The sequence below is a fragment of the Colwellia sp. BRX8-7 genome, from assembly GCF_014077275.1.
In the GTDB taxonomy this organism is placed as follows: domain Bacteria; phylum Pseudomonadota; class Gammaproteobacteria; order Enterobacterales; family Alteromonadaceae; genus Colwellia_A.
The window spans coordinates 168256-182546 of record NZ_JACGVP010000011.1; the positions used below are offsets into that span (position 1 = coordinate 168256).

The window sequence follows — 14291 nt, forward strand, 5'->3', positions numbered from 1 at the left end:
GTAACTTTATTTTTTATTCAGTCTTTTTATCATTCGTCTTCATCAAATTTATCAGAAAATAACTGGCATACATCGTCAAGTGCTTGTTGAGCATCTTCTCCTTGGGTAATAACCTCTACTGTTTTTCCAAAGCCACCGGCCAGTAACATTAACCCCATAATACTACTGGCATCAGCTTCTTTGCCCTCTAAGCAAATAGTAACGTTAGCATTAAGCTTTTGGCTTAACTGGGCAAGTTTAGTGGCAGCACGTGCATGTAATCCCAGTTTATTGCTAATGGTTAATGATTTATTATATTTTGGCATACAGTGACCGTTATTAAGTGCTTTGTATTTTAATATCGCGATGATGAGACTGAACATCTTCGCGTTCTTTTCTAAGATTGTTTGCTAATATTTCTGCAATATAAACCGATCGGTGTTTTCCACCCGTACAACCAATGGCGATAGTAATATAGCTGCGATTGTTTCTTTCTAAGTGGGGTAACCACGTCATCATAAAACTGTTAATTTGCCAGATAAATTTAGTGACAATCGGTTGGCTAGCAAGAAAGTCTCGCACGGGTTGATCTAAACCGGTAAAACCTTTTAAGTCTGTTTCCCAAAAAGGGTTAGGCAGAAAACGTGCATCAAAAACATAATCTGCGTCTTGTGGTACACCGTGTTTAAAGCCAAAAGATTCAAACACCACCACCATAGATGCCGAGGTTTTGCCTAAAATTCGCTCACGCACTAAATCAGATAATTGATGAGGTGATAACTGACTGGTATTAATATACAAACCCGCACGCGTGGAAATAGGCTCAAGCAGCTTTTTCTCTAAAGAGATGGCTTGGTCGAGTGGGATATTTTGTTTAATCAAAGGATGTAAACGACGCGTTTCACTAAAACGTCGAATAAGATCAGAGTCATCAGCATCTAAATACAGAATATCGAGTTTTACCGTTTTTGGTAGATAATCTAATATTTCTGAAACGTCATTAGGGTCATTGGGTAAGTTACGTACATCTAAACTAACCGCTACTTTGTCGTAATCATTAATAACGGTATGTGCTAATGCAGGCAATAAATTCACCGGAATATTATCGACACAGTAGTAGCCTAAATCTTCGAGTACACGTAAGGCGACACTTTTACCTGACCCTGAGCGACCACTGACTATCAAGAGTTTCATTTGAGTTTTCCTGGATTATTATTAGATTTTATTAACGTTTAGCATGCTTTATTAAAGTAAAAAGCTCTTGCGAATTTTGGCATTTTCTTACTTGCTTTGCGAATTGTTTAGTACTAAATATTTGCGCAATACTTTGTAAGGTATCTAAATGTTGTTGGCAGTTTTCTTCAGGTACAAATAACGCAATAATAATATCGACAGCACGGTTGTCTATCGCATCAAATTCAACGGCTTGTTCACTGGTCAGCAATACAGCAATAACTTGTGACGTGTTAGTTAATCGACCATGAGGAATCGCAATGCCATTTCCTATGCCGGTAGAGCCAACCTTTTCACGCGCCATTAAGCTTTCGAATAATTGATGAGTATCAATATTATCGAATTTTTTTGCCGCAGTTTCGCTAATTATTTCAAGGAGTTTTTTTTTGCTTGTACCCTTAATCGCACACAGGGTGCAATCAAGGGTAAGGATATCTTGCAACTTCATTATACTACTTAGATTCTTTGGTGAGTGAACAGGCGATAAACAGCATTAATGCTGATTCGTTTTACCTTTGTACTTCAATATTTGCCGGTCAAGCTTAACAACAAGACTATCAATAGAGGCATACATGTCAGCATTTTCAGCTTTTGCATGTAAATCAGAGCCACTAACGTGAACAGTCGCTTCAGCAATTTGATTTGATTTTTCAACGGTGAGAACAACATGAACATTATTGATATGATCAAAATGTCGGCTTAATTTTGCCATCTTTGTCGTGACGTTTTCTCGTAAAGCTTCGGTAATGTCAACATGGTGGCCAGAAAGATTAATTTGCATAAGCTTAATTCCTCATCTTTTCGTTAAAGTAAACTTTTTCGTTGGTTAGAAGGTGGAATAGAAAGTGACTCTCGATATTTTGCTATGGTACGTCGAGCTACATTTATCCCTTGATCGGCTAATAAATCAGCCATTTTACTATCACTAAGTGGTTTTGCTGGGATTTCGGCAGCAACAAATTTTTTGATTAATGCACGAATAGCTGTTGATGAACATTCGCCACCGCTTTCGGTGCCAACATGGCTTGAGAAGAAAAACTTCAGTTCGAAAATTCCACGTGGCGTATGCATATACTTTTGTGTCGTCACTCGTGAAATGGTTGATTCATGCATATCGACAGCTTCGGCAATATCATTTAAAACCATTGGACGCATGGCTTCATTACCATGTTCAAAAAAGCCAATTTGACGTTGCACAATACAGTTTGACACTTTTAATAAGGTATCATTACGGCTTTCTAAGCTTTTAATAAACCATTTAGCTTCTTGTAAATTTGAGCGAATAAATTGTGTGTCAGCTGTCGACTTCATCGAACGTGACATCGAAGCATATTGCTGATTCACCGAAAGTTTTGGCGCAGTATCAGGATTTAATTCGACCACCCAACGGCCATTTTTCTTTTCAACAGAAACATCAGGAATAACATACTGATCGTCACTCTTCATCACACTATCGCCGGGTCTAGGGTCAAGTGATTGAATAAGACGCACTACTTCGCGCAGTTGCTCTTCTTTCAGTCGAGTTTTACGCATTAATGTACGATAGTCTCGGCTACCCAGTAGATTAATATGGTCACGCAAAACTAACTTACTTTCTGCTAACCAAGGTGTAGCGGGGTCAAATTGATTAAGTTGAATGATTAAACATTCTGAAATAGAACGAGCAGCGACACCAACAGGATCAAAGAGGTTAATACGTTTTAGTACCACCTCAATTTCATCAAGCTCTACTCCTTCAATGGCAACACTTTCTAAAATGTCTTCACTAGATACCGTTAAGTAACCGGCGTCATCAACAGCATCAATAATTGCTGTCGCTATAGCGCGGTCTGTTTCGGTAAAAGGGCTTAATTCCATTTGCCAGCGCAAATGATCTTGAATGGAGTCTTGAGTCTCGCCTTGGTAAGTATAATCTTCTGAAGCTGGGCCTGAGCTTGAACTTGCTGCACCAGCCGTGTAGTTATCATCCCAAGTGGTATCCATGTTTAATTCTTCAGGGATATCGTTCTTGTCCATGGCTTCAGTGGTGGTGATTTCATCAATGGTAGGCGTAGCGTCTTCGCTACCATCAGAAGCGGGGGCTTCTTTAACATCACCAGTACCGGCAGTGTGAGCTTCTTCAAGGTTGTCAGTACTTTTATCTTCAGGATTATTTGAAGACTCATCCATTTCTAATAATGGATTACTTTCTAAGGCTTCCTGAATTTCTTGTTGAAGCTCTAACGTAGACAGTTGCAGCAATTTGATTGCTTGCTGCAATTGTGGCGTCATGGTTAATTGTTGTCCTATGCGGAGTTGTAGAGTAGGGCGCATTTAGGTCATTAACTTCCTATTATTTTTAATGGGATATTTTCGTTTTTTTCATACGAAGATACTATTCATTTACTGACTACTATAGCGTGAATTGTTCACCAAGGTATACATCTCTTACGTGTTGATTTGCAAGAATTTGATCTGCAGTACCTTCTGCAATAAGTTCACCATGACTAACAATATACGCATGTTCACATACATCGAGAGTTTCACGTACATTGTGATCAGTGATCAACACACCAATGCCACGTTCTTTTAAGTGTAGAATAATTTTTTTAATATCACCTACTGAAATTGGATCAACACCAGCAAAAGGTTCATCTAATAAAATAAATTTTGGTTCAGCAGCTAATGCGCGAGCAATTTCTACTCGGCGGCGTTCACCACCAGATAAGCTCATGCCTAAATTATCTTTGATATGACCTATGTTGAATTCTTCAACAAGATGTTCTAATTTCTCTTCACGTTCAGCATCTGATAATTCTTTTCGTGTTTGTAAAATAGCCATAATATTGTCGTAAACACTGAGTTTTCGAAAAATAGAGGCTTCTTGTGGTAAATATCCGATGCCTTTTCTCGCACGCTCATGCATAGGCGCTAACGTCAGGTTTTCGTCATTTAAGATAATATCGCCACTATCACTTTCAACTAAACCCACAATCATATAAAAAGAAGTTGTTTTTCCGGCACCATTTGGGCCCAGTAAACCGACTATTTGTCCTGCTGAAACTTGCATACTGACATTTTTAACCACTTTTCTGCCTTTATAGGCTTTGGCAAGGCCTTTTGCCATTAGGGTGCTAGTGCTCATAAATTAATTTTTTCCTGAGTTTTCGCGTCTGTGGTTGTCGCTTTAATTTTTTCTTTCGGCTGAAAAATCGTTTTAGTGCGTTCGTTAGATTTACTTTCAGCATTAACATACTGAGTGGCAATATTGTAAGTAATTCTACTGCCACTAACCTCACTACCTTCTTGCTGTAATAACGCATTTCCTGAAATTATCACTAAATTATTTGCGGGCTCATATCTTATTTCGTCTGCTTGTAAGCTAAGAGGAGTGCCATCGGCTAAGGTTTGTTTAAAGGTTGCTGGCTTCCCTTTAGCGATATAGGTTTTTTCTTCACTGCCAGATTGAGTCAGCACTTGTACTAAATCAGCACGTATAACTAATGAACCTTGAGTGATCACCACGTTATCAATATAGCTGAATATTTTATTTTTAAGATCAACGGCTTGTCTTGAAGCGTTAATTTCAATCTTTTGTTTTATATCAAATTTTTCAGCGAAAGCTGACGAAAATAGCGGAGTTGATAACAATAAGCACAGTAGGCTATTTTTTAACAATTTCATAAATTGATTTCACATGTTTAGTTAGTGTCATTTGGTTGGTGTTTAAGTCGACAATTAAACCTTTACCATCGATGGTAAATCCTTTACCGATAATTTTAATTTCTTGTTCTGAACTTATGATGTTAGTTTTTAGATCAAGTTCAAAGTATTTTCCTTGAACTTCTTGTAATAAGCTATCGGGATCTGTTGCTAACAGGCGGACATGCTTTTCTAATTTTACCCGGTTGTTATTGTATAATATGCCTTCATTGGCAGATATTTTCCATGCGGGCGCATCATTTTTTGGATGAAGTGTGTATTGAGGAAACTCAAAGTTGGTAATACTTAACTCAGGGTAATGTTCCATACGATGGGCATCAACAACATAAGCTAAACTTCCTTGATGTTTATAAACATTACTGTGTAAATTTTCGGCAATAAAATCAGGGGTCAGCGTCTTATCAATCGCTTGTAATTGTGGTGCTGAGGAATTTCTCCATTCAATTATACCGTAAACGCCTCCCGCAATCAGAAAAAACAACAAGGTTAAACTATAAAGTCGATTCATATACTCGCACCCGAAGCATTTGCTAAGGTGTTTTGGCTAAGCATGATTAAATCGCATATTTCTCGAACAGCACCAAAACCGCCATGGTTAAAAGTGGTGTAATTTGCGATAGATAAAATACTTGGGTGGGCATCTTGAACAGCAATACCCAAGCCCACAGCGTTGATACACTCATAATCAGGCATATCATCACCAATATAAGCAATTTCCTCGAGGGATAGCTTTAATTGCTTAGCCATAGTTTTCAAGGCGGGTAATTTATTTTCTTCACCTTGAACTATATATTTAACATTTAAGGCTGACATACGTGTTGCGACAATATTTGATGTTCTCCCGGTGATCACCGCTACATCGACACCGCTGGCGCCTAATGCTTTTATGCCGTAGCCATCTTTAGTGTGAAAAGCTTTTAATTCTTCACCATCGTTACCCAAATAAATACGGCCATCAGAAAAAACGCCATCAATATCACATATCAGCAGCTTTATTGTTTTCATGGTATTGAATGCTGTGTCAGTAATTTCGCCATAGAGTGTTTGCATATTAGATAAGACCTGATTTTAGTAAGTCGTGCATATTCATTGCGCCAATAGGTATATTATTGTCATTAACAATAATTAAACCATTAATTTTTTTGTCTTCCATGATCTTTAAGCCTTCGGCGGCTAGCATATCTTGATGAGCCACAGTGGGATTTTTTGTCATCACTGATGCAATAGTATCGAGATGTATATCAATACGTTCATCAAGAATACGACGTAAATCTCCGTCAGTGAATAAGCCTTGTAATTGACCACTCTCGCCGACTACCGCCGTCATCCCCAAACCTTTTAATGATACTTCAACCAACGCATCCTTAATTTTAGCATTAGCATTTACAGTTGGTAAGCGCTCACCACTATGCATTATATCGCTAAGACGTAGTAATAGGCGTTTTCCTAAACTACCACCGGGATGAGAGAGTGCGAAGTCGTCAGCGGTAAAGCCGCGAGCATTTAATAAGGCAACAGCAAGTGCATCACCCATTACTAGGGTTGCTGTGGTACTTGATGTTGGCGCTAATCCTAGTGGACAAGCCTCTTGTGAAACAGCAACACAGACATGGGTATCGCCTAGTTTTGCTAAGGTTGAGGCTGGATTCCCCGTCATCGCAATAAGTTTAGCGCCAATACGTTTTATGACTGGCACTATTGCTAACACTTCACTGGTTTCGCCCGAGTGCGAAATCGTTAACACGACGTCATCACCGGTTATCATACCTAAATCACCGTGACTTGCTTCACCAGGGTGAACAAAAAAAGAAGGTGTGCCGGTGCTCGCTAGCGTTGCAGCAATCTTACCACCGATATGGCCTGACTTGCCCATGCCAGCAATAATAACCCTACCTTTACAGTTAAACATTAACTGGCAGGCATATTCAAAGTTCTCATCAATGTACTGGGCTAACTCTGCAATAGCCTGTTGTTCTATGTGAATAACGTCTAACGCTAGTTGTTTGAAATCGTTCATTATTAGCCCGTTTTTATTTTATAAATTGCTATTATAGTGTTTGTTATTGCTTTATTTGACTAAAAAGTAGCGCTTGATAAGCGATAAAAGCGCCTATTAATAGCAAACCTTTTAAGCGTCCAATGCAAAACTTTCCGGCACGACGAGTAAAACACAGTATAAATAATAATACGGTAACGCCAAGCATGTAAGGGGCGTCACGTGCTGCGGCATCTGAATCTACTTCGCCCGGTGCAATTAGGCCAGCGAGCGAGAGTACAGCTAAAATATTAAAGATATTAGAGCCAATAATACTCCCTAGCGCTAAATCATCTTCTTTCTTGATAATACTCATAATACTTGCAGCAAGTTCTGGCAAGCTTGTGCCAACGGCAATAACGGTCAAACCAATCACTAAGTCACTGATACCAAATGCTTTAGCAATAAAAACAGATGAATCGACCAGGTAGCTAGCACTCATAGGTAAGAAAATAATACCAACGACTAGCCAAAGTAAAGATTTAGGTTTGCTAACCGCGTCTGGCACTTCTTGTTCAGCTTCAATGATCAATGGATCATCAATTGGCCGAGTTTTAGAGGCTCTTATGGTAATAAAAAGTAACGCAAATATATAAACAAAAAAGCCGATCATCAGTGATAAGCCTTCGTTAAAGCCAAAGTAATCGTCAGAAAGCATCCAATAGGCCAGGGCGGTAACAATTAAAATTAATGGAATTTCTCGTCTTACCGTTGATGAGGATACGTTTAAAGGTTGAAATAATGCCGTTATACCCAGTACCAAAGCAATGTTAGTAATGTTTGAACCGATTGCGTTACCGATAGCTGTATTATTGTTACCGTCTAAAGATGCTGTCGCTGCAATCATCATTTCTGGAGCAGATGAACCCATGGCAACAATAGTTAAACCAATAATCATCGGTGAGATACCAAAATTTCTTGCTAATGATGAGGCACCAAAAACAAATTTATCAGCACTCCATACCAGAGTAACAAGTGAAACAAGTAAAATTAGAATCTGTAATAACATTAAGGGCTCCTATATTAAGAGCGTAAATTGTCGCTGGTTGCGAAGCAAAAACAAAGAGAAATAATCAGATCTTGGTAAAAAAGTGCCCAAAAGGCGGTTTTTTTACATGCCATTGTTAAAAAATAGCCAAAGTAAAAATTTCATTAAAGCAAAAATATATCTTCTGAGAGTAAAATCTTACACTTTATTACGTTTTTACACGCTTTCTTACGATTTTTATTTACATTTTTAACGCAATTTTAATGACGTTTTTTGATTGCTCATGTAAAATTCACCTGACTTTAATAATAACAACCAGTGACGTTATATAAATCTTATGCCTGAAAACTTGGTCGATATCCAGAACCTTACGTTTAAACGTGATGAACGAGTGATCTATGATGATATTAGTTTGTCGATCCCTAAAGGAAAAGTTACCGCGATAATGGGGCCAAGTGGTATTGGTAAAACCACCTTATTACGTTTAATTGGCGGTCAACTCAGACCCAATTCAGGTAAAATACTTTTTGACGGACAAAATATTCCAACATTATCACGCAGTGCACTTTATGAAGCGCGTAAACGTATGAGCATGTTGTTTCAAAGTGGCGCGTTATTTACCGATATGAGTGTTTACGACAATATTGCTTTTCCGATGCGCGAACACAGTACCCTGTCAGAATCGTTAATTGAAAAAATGGTATTAATGAAACTTGAGGTCGTTGGTTTACGCGGTGCACGAAATTTAGCACCTGGCGAACTTTCTGGTGGCATGGCACGAAGAGTTGCCCTTGCCCGCGCTATCGCTTTAGATCCTGAACTTATTTTGTACGATGAGCCTTTTGCGGGGCAAGACCCTATTTCAATGGGTGTTATTGTTCGCTTAATAAAAGATTTAAATGAAGCATTAGGTTTAACCTCAGTTGTGGTCTCACATGACGTTACAGAAGTAATGAGTATTGCCGATTACATTTATATTATTGCTGAAAAGAAAATTATTGGTCATGGCACACCGTCAGAGATAAGTAAGCAAACATCACCACTGGTGCAACAATTTATTCAAGGTGAAGCTGATGGTCCCGTACCATTTCATTTTCCTAGCGCCCCTTATCAAGATGAATTAATGGGTAAGGAGCCTAAATAATGAATAGTTTACAAAGTTTAGGGCATAACATTATTGCCACGATTACGGGATTAGGGCGAGCAATAGTTTTATTACTTTCTGCATTGCTTCATGTGCCGAATGTACGTAAAGGCTTTCCTCTATTGGTGCATCAGTTATATTCTGTTGGCGTACTTTCACTGATGATAGTGGTGGTATCCGGTTTATTTATTGGCATGGTTATCTCTTTACAAGGCTATACTATTTTAGTGGGTTATGGTGCTGAAGGCAGTTTAGGACCTATGGTCGCACTATCTTTACTCCGTGAATTAGGCCCTGTGGTTGCGGCACTATTATTTGCAGGACGTGCAGGCTCGGCATTAACCGCCGAAATTGGTTTAATGAAAGCAACAGAACAATTATCAAGTTTAGAAATGATGGCAATTGATCCGTTACGTCGTGTGATTGCACCAAGATTCTGGGCAGGGTTTATTAGTTTACCTTTGCTAGCCGCTATTTTTTCTGCCGTAGGGATATTAGGTGGTCATCTCGTCGGTGTTGAATGGTTGGGCGTAGACAGTGGTACATTCTGGTCAGTGATGCAGGCTCAAGTTGATTTTCAAAAAGATATTCTTAATGGAGTGATAAAATCGGTTGTTTTTGCTTTTGTTGTCACTTGGATAGCTGTTTATAAAGGTTACGATTGTGTACCAACATCAGAAGGTATTAGTCGAGCGACAACTTCAACAGTTGTACAATCATCATTATTGGTTTTAGGGTTAGATTTTGTATTAACAGCATTAATGTTTGCGAGTTAATGTTTGCTGTTAGTTAATTTTTATAATAATTTTTATTTTAGGTTTGGTGGAAGACATGGTGTCGAAAAAAATTGAGTTAATGGTAGGTTTATTTGCAGCAATAGGTATTGCTGCGTTGCTTATGCTTGCGCTGAAAGTTGCTGATAGCGGTATCTCCGGTAATAGTGAGACATATCAACTTTATGCTAAGTTTGATAACATTGGCGGTCTAAAAGTTCGTTCAGCGATAAAAGTGGGTGGTGTTGTTGTCGGTCGTGTTAGTCATATTACCATCGATGCAAAAGATTATACGCCGGTAGTCACTTTAGATATTTATACACAGTATATTAATTTTTCAGAAGCAACGTCGGTCTCTATTTTAACCGCAGGTTTGTTGGGTGAGCAATATGTTGGCTTACGACCCGGTTTTGTTGATGAATCGGTAGGCACGCTAGTTCCAGGTGACTTTATTGAAGATACTAAACCAGCATTAGTACTAGAAGAATTAATAGGACAATTTTTATTTAGTCAAGGAAGTGACTAGCCGGTTTACCAATGGAGAGTAGAAATATAATGAAAAAATTATTTACAGTAATAATCGCTTTAGCATTAATGGTGAGTATTAGTGCAACAGCAAAAGCGGTTGATAGTAAAAACCCGTACGCGATGATCGAAACGGTAGCGAAAGTAACGTTTAAACGTTTTTCTGACGAACAACCAGAGATTCGTAAGAACCCTGAAATATTGAAAGATATCGTTCGTGAAGAGTTGATGCCTTACATTAATTACCGATATGCAGCATTGAAAGTTATCGGTTTTAAAAACTTTGAACAGACAACTTCGCAAAGCAGAGCTGATTTCGTTGATGTTTTTAGAGAGTATTTAGTTACCTCATATGCACAAGTCTTTACCTTGTATAAGCAACAAGAAGTTGAATTTGAACCAGAAAGAGACTTTGATGACGCTAAGGTTGTTGCTGTTAGAACCTCGGTTTTAGACCCAGGTAGACCACCTATAGATATTTCATTTCGTGTCAGAAGAAATACCACAACCAATGAATGGAAAGCTTACGATATGGTCGCCGAAGGTGTTAGTTTGCTTGATAGTAAAGAATCAGAGCTTAGCGGCTTAATACGTCAAAAAGGTTTGCCATACGTTACTGAAATGTTAAAAGAAAAAAGCGATCAAAAAATCGTTTTTAAGTAGCGTTAATAGGCTATTTCTGTGAAGATTAGGAATTGAAGTGAAGAAAATTAGTTTTATTGAAAAAGATTCCCGAGTTGTTTTTAGTGGTGAATTAACCTTATTAACTATTGATAATTCATTTGAAAAAAAATCAAAAGCTTTGATTAAATCAGGGGTGTTAATCTTTGATTTGTCAAATGTTTCAAAAGTCGATACGGCTTGTTTAGCTTGGCTACTTGCCATGCTAGAATTAAGTAATAAGACTGACTGCCAATTAACTTTTGATAATTTACCAAAAGATTTAATTAAATTAGCTCAGTTAAGTTGTGTTGATATGTTCTTACCAAAAACTGATAGTACGCTTAATCAGTAACCGGAGATAAATGTGGAAGTTTCAGATATAGAAAAATTACTTAATGATGCCCTTGAACTTGATGAGTTACATGTTGCATTTGATGGGTCACAATGCAAAGTGATTGCGGTTGCAGACTTTCTTGGTGAATTAAGCCGTGTAAAGAAGCAACAAGCAATATATGCACCTTTAGCAGAGACTATTAAAGCGGGTGCAATTCATGCGGTATCGATTAAAACTTTCACAACGTCAGTTTGGCAGCGTGAAAAAATGTTTAATCTTCCGCTTTAATTTTTCATAACCAAATAAGAATATTCTATTGGATGCATTTAAAATAACAGGTGGTACGGCCCTAAAGGGTGAAGTAACCATCTCGGGCGCAAAAAACGCCGCTTTACCGATATTAATGTCAGCACTTCTCTCTAAGACACCTATTACATTTAGTAACGTTCCTAAGTTAAATGATATTGAAACGACGATTAAATTGCTAAGTCAATTAGGTGCTAAAGCTCATTGGTCTGGTGACAATGAATTAGTTATTGATGCAAGTACCATAGATCATTGCCGTGCATCGTACGAGTTAGTTAAAACTATGCGCGCATCTATATTAGTTTTAGGTCCGTTATTGGCGCGTTTTGGTCATGCTGAAGTTTCTTTGCCCGGCGGTTGTGCTATTGGCGCAAGACCAGTGAATTTACATATTCACGGTTTAAAGTTAATGGGCGCAGACATAGACGTTGAAAATGGTTATATCATCGCTCGCAATAATGGGCGTTTAAAAGGTGCGACCATTTTTATGGACACGGTAAGTGTTACCGGCACTGAAAACTTGATGATGGCTGCAGCATTAGCTGACGGTATTACCACTATCGAAAATGCTGCGCGCGAACCAGAAATTGTTGATTTAGCTAAGTGCTTAAACGCTATGGGCGCTAAAGTTTCTGGCGCAGGTACAGATACACTGAGCATAGAGGGTGTTGCCGAGTTATCAGGCACACAGTATCGTGTTATGCCAGATCGTATTGAAACAGGCACTTTTTTAGTGGCTGCTGCGGTTACTCAAGGCAAGGTTAAGTGTTTAAATACAGATCCTAAAGCTTTAGAAGCGGTTTTAAGTAAGTTACAAGAAGCTGGCGCAGAAATTACCTCCGGTGATGATTGGATCGAGCTAACGATGAATCAGCGACCAAAAGCGGTTAATATTCGCACTGCTCCTCATCCTGCTTTTCCTACGGATATGCAAGCACAGTTCGTGACAATGAACGTAATTGCAAAAGGTATGGCAACGACAACAGAAACTATTTTTGAAAATCGTTTTATGCATGTTCCTGAACTACAACGCATGGGCGCTGATATCAGCCTTGAAGGCAATACCGCTATTTCTTGTGGTGTTGAATCACTAAACGGTGCGCAAGTAATGGCAACAGACTTACGTGCATCAGCAAGTTTAGTGATTGCTGGCTTAGTGGCGACCTCAGAAACACAAGTTGACCGTATTTATCATATTGACCGCGGTTACCAAAATATTGAAGATAAACTACAAGCACTTGGTGCGAATATTACGCGCATTAAAGCGAGTTAGTCTGAAATTAAGATAAAAGATACGATTGATTAAAGCACCTTTTTAGGTGCTTTTTTTATCGCTCAATATAATGAATGGCTTAGCTGCATATTATCAGTGTTGTTATTTCGCTGAAATAACCAGATAAGTAAACTCGTTACGCTATTAATTAGCAATACCCTATTCTCTTAAACTGCTAGAATGCGACGTTATAGGTAAGCTTGAACAAAGCACGATAAATTGGCAAGTTATAAAGTGTTCAATACAAATAACACAGTAACAGAATGAGAGTATCCAGATGAATAGCATTGATCTTTTTGTAAAAAATTGGGGCAGTAAAAGCGCCATGGTACCGATAGCCAGTGAGGATATAACCGAGCTAGAATTAAAATTATCTGCTTACTTGCCTGATGCATATAAATATTTGATTTCGACTTACGGTTTGGTACACACGCCAAATGTATTAACTAAAATCTGTGATTTAGGTGTCGATATTACCGAAGTACAAGATTTTTTAAGCCTTGATGATGTTTTTTCGCTCTCAAAGTTATATGAAATGACCGGTATGCCAAAAGGCCATATCTTGTTTGCATCTGATTGTAAGGGCAGTATGTTTTGCTTCAAACTTAGTGATTGTGTGCACAGACAAGCAGACAGTGCAGTATGGTTCTATGATCACACGGCGGTAACGGTTAATCAGGTCGCTAATTCTTTTACAGAATGGCTGGAGGCGTTTAATGAACTTTGATATTACAGAACTTGGCGTTCAGGAAAAATATCGCCTACTCAATGGTGGTGTTACACCAAGACCAATCGCTTGGATCAGTACACGTTCTAAAGACGGTGTTGACAATCTTGCTCCTTACTCTTTTTTTACGGTGGCCAGTTGTAATCCTCCGGTACTTCTCTATACGCAGGTAACCCAACGCAGTGGTCTTGATAAAGACACCTTACAAAACTTAAGAGAAACGGGTGAATGTGTTATCAATATTGTAAATAGCTCATTATTGGCCCAAATGAACAAAACGAGTGCCAGTATTAGTCTCGATGAAAGTGAGTTTGACTTTGCCGGGGTTGATAAAATAGGTAGCTGTAGCGTGGCACCATTTTCGGTTAAAGCGTCGCCAATTCGTTATGAATGCACATTAAGAGAACTTATTACTCTCGGTGATTTACCTGCTGGAGGAACGCTTGTGCTTTTAGATGTAAAGTCTATTTATGTTCGTGATGACCTATACAACGAAGCAGGCATAAACCAAGTGTTAATTGATTCTGTTGGTAAAATGGGCGGAGATGGTTATAGTCTCACTTCAGAATATCTAGCCCTTGAACGCCCATAAATTTACAATAAAAGTTT

General features: G+C 38.5%; 20 protein-coding genes. 9 read left to right on the top strand and 11 right to left on the bottom strand.

Annotated features, from left to right (window positions below):
• Nucleotides 1–29: 29 nt before the first annotated feature.
• The 11 genes from H4J57_RS12570 to H4J57_RS12620 form a co-directional block, all read right to left on the bottom strand.
• The gene (locus H4J57_RS12570) at nt 30–305 is read right to left on the bottom strand and encodes an HPr family phosphocarrier protein (protein WP_182214633.1); all 276 of its coding nucleotides are present in this window, start codon (nt 303–305) and stop codon (nt 30–32) included.
• A gap of 13 nt (nt 306–318) precedes the next feature.
• Nucleotides 319–1173: an RNase adapter RapZ gene (gene rapZ, locus H4J57_RS12575; protein ID WP_182176378.1), complete on the bottom strand. Its 855-nt coding sequence runs from the start codon at nt 1171–1173 to the stop codon at nt 319–321.
• Between the two features lie 31 nt (nt 1174–1204).
• On the bottom strand, nt 1205–1660 hold the full coding sequence (gene ptsN, locus H4J57_RS12580) for a PTS IIA-like nitrogen regulatory protein PtsN (RefSeq protein ID WP_182229930.1): 456 nt from the start codon (nt 1658–1660) through the stop codon (nt 1205–1207).
• A gap of 45 nt (nt 1661–1705) precedes the next feature.
• Entirely contained in the window at nt 1706–1993 is a 288-nt protein-coding gene (gene hpf, locus H4J57_RS12585; protein ID WP_146798691.1) for a ribosome hibernation promoting factor, read from the bottom strand.
• Between the two features lie 23 nt (nt 1994–2016).
• Nucleotides 2017–3525, bottom strand: coding sequence for an RNA polymerase factor sigma-54 (locus H4J57_RS12590; protein WP_182221193.1), 1509 nt, complete (start codon nt 3523–3525; stop codon nt 2017–2019).
• A 79-nt stretch (nt 3526–3604) separates the two neighbouring features.
• Entirely contained in the window at nt 3605–4336 is a 732-nt protein-coding gene (gene lptB, locus H4J57_RS12595) for an LPS export ABC transporter ATP-binding protein (protein ID WP_070374882.1), read from the bottom strand.
• Entirely contained in the window at nt 4333–4875 is a 543-nt protein-coding gene (gene lptA, locus H4J57_RS12600; protein WP_070374881.1) for a lipopolysaccharide transport periplasmic protein LptA, read from the bottom strand. Before lptA ends, lptB begins: the two co-directional genes overlap by 4 nt.
• Nucleotides 4856–5422, bottom strand: coding sequence for an LPS export ABC transporter periplasmic protein LptC (lptC, locus tag H4J57_RS12605; protein WP_182176373.1), 567 nt, complete (start codon nt 5420–5422; stop codon nt 4856–4858). Before lptC ends, lptA begins: the two co-directional genes overlap by 20 nt.
• Nucleotides 5419–5964, bottom strand: coding sequence for a 3-deoxy-manno-octulosonate-8-phosphatase KdsC (kdsC, locus tag H4J57_RS12610; protein WP_182229931.1), 546 nt, complete (start codon nt 5962–5964; stop codon nt 5419–5421). Before kdsC ends, lptC begins: the two co-directional genes overlap by 4 nt.
• 1 nt (nt 5965) lies before the next feature.
• Nucleotides 5966–6931: a KpsF/GutQ family sugar-phosphate isomerase gene (locus H4J57_RS12615; RefSeq protein ID WP_182243144.1), complete on the bottom strand. Its 966-nt coding sequence runs from the start codon at nt 6929–6931 to the stop codon at nt 5966–5968.
• Between the two features lie 43 nt (nt 6932–6974).
• Nucleotides 6975–7958, bottom strand: a complete 984-nt coding sequence (locus tag H4J57_RS12620) for a calcium/sodium antiporter (RefSeq protein WP_182176370.1) — start codon at nt 7956–7958, stop codon at nt 6975–6977.
• A 316-nt stretch (nt 7959–8274) separates the two neighbouring features.
• Here H4J57_RS12620 and mlaF point away from each other — a divergent pair, with 316 nt between their 5' ends.
• The 9 genes from mlaF to H4J57_RS12665 all read left to right on the top strand — a co-directional run bounded on the left by mlaF (nt 8275) and on the right by H4J57_RS12665 (nt 14274).
• Nucleotides 8275–9081, top strand: a complete 807-nt coding sequence (gene mlaF, locus H4J57_RS12625; RefSeq protein WP_182202505.1) for a phospholipid ABC transporter ATP-binding protein MlaF — start codon at nt 8275–8277, stop codon at nt 9079–9081.
• A complete protein-coding gene (gene mlaE / locus H4J57_RS12630; RefSeq protein WP_220470309.1) occupies nt 9081–9857 on the top strand; it encodes a lipid asymmetry maintenance ABC transporter permease subunit MlaE in 777 nt (258 codons plus the stop codon). The genes mlaF and mlaE overlap by 1 nt, the downstream gene beginning before the upstream one ends.
• A gap of 55 nt (nt 9858–9912) precedes the next feature.
• Nucleotides 9913–10380 carry an outer membrane lipid asymmetry maintenance protein MlaD gene (gene mlaD, locus H4J57_RS12635; RefSeq protein WP_070374874.1) on the top strand — a complete coding sequence of 156 codons (468 nt, stop codon included), beginning with the start codon at nt 9913–9915 and terminating at the stop codon, nt 10378–10380.
• Between the two features lie 29 nt (nt 10381–10409).
• On the top strand, nt 10410–11042 hold the full coding sequence (locus H4J57_RS12640; RefSeq protein WP_182243146.1) for an ABC transporter substrate-binding protein: 633 nt from the start codon (nt 10410–10412) through the stop codon (nt 11040–11042).
• A gap of 37 nt (nt 11043–11079) precedes the next feature.
• The gene (locus H4J57_RS12645) at nt 11080–11394 is read left to right on the top strand and encodes a lipid asymmetry maintenance protein MlaB (protein WP_182176367.1); all 315 of its coding nucleotides are present in this window, start codon (nt 11080–11082) and stop codon (nt 11392–11394) included.
• Between the two features lie 12 nt (nt 11395–11406).
• On the top strand, nt 11407–11664 hold the full coding sequence (locus tag H4J57_RS12650; protein WP_070374871.1) for a BolA family protein: 258 nt from the start codon (nt 11407–11409) through the stop codon (nt 11662–11664).
• 28 nt (nt 11665–11692) lie between these two features.
• The gene (gene murA, locus H4J57_RS12655; protein ID WP_182243148.1) at nt 11693–12955 is read left to right on the top strand and encodes a UDP-N-acetylglucosamine 1-carboxyvinyltransferase; all 1263 of its coding nucleotides are present in this window, start codon (nt 11693–11695) and stop codon (nt 12953–12955) included.
• Nucleotides 12956–13232: 277 nt separating this feature from the next.
• Nucleotides 13233–13682, top strand: a complete 450-nt coding sequence (locus tag H4J57_RS12660) for an SMI1/KNR4 family protein (protein WP_182214624.1) — start codon at nt 13233–13235, stop codon at nt 13680–13682.
• Nucleotides 13672–14274, top strand: a complete 603-nt coding sequence (locus H4J57_RS12665) for a flavin reductase family protein (protein WP_182229934.1) — start codon at nt 13672–13674, stop codon at nt 14272–14274. The genes H4J57_RS12660 and H4J57_RS12665 overlap by 11 nt, the downstream gene beginning before the upstream one ends.
• Nucleotides 14275–14291: the final 17 nt, after the last annotated feature.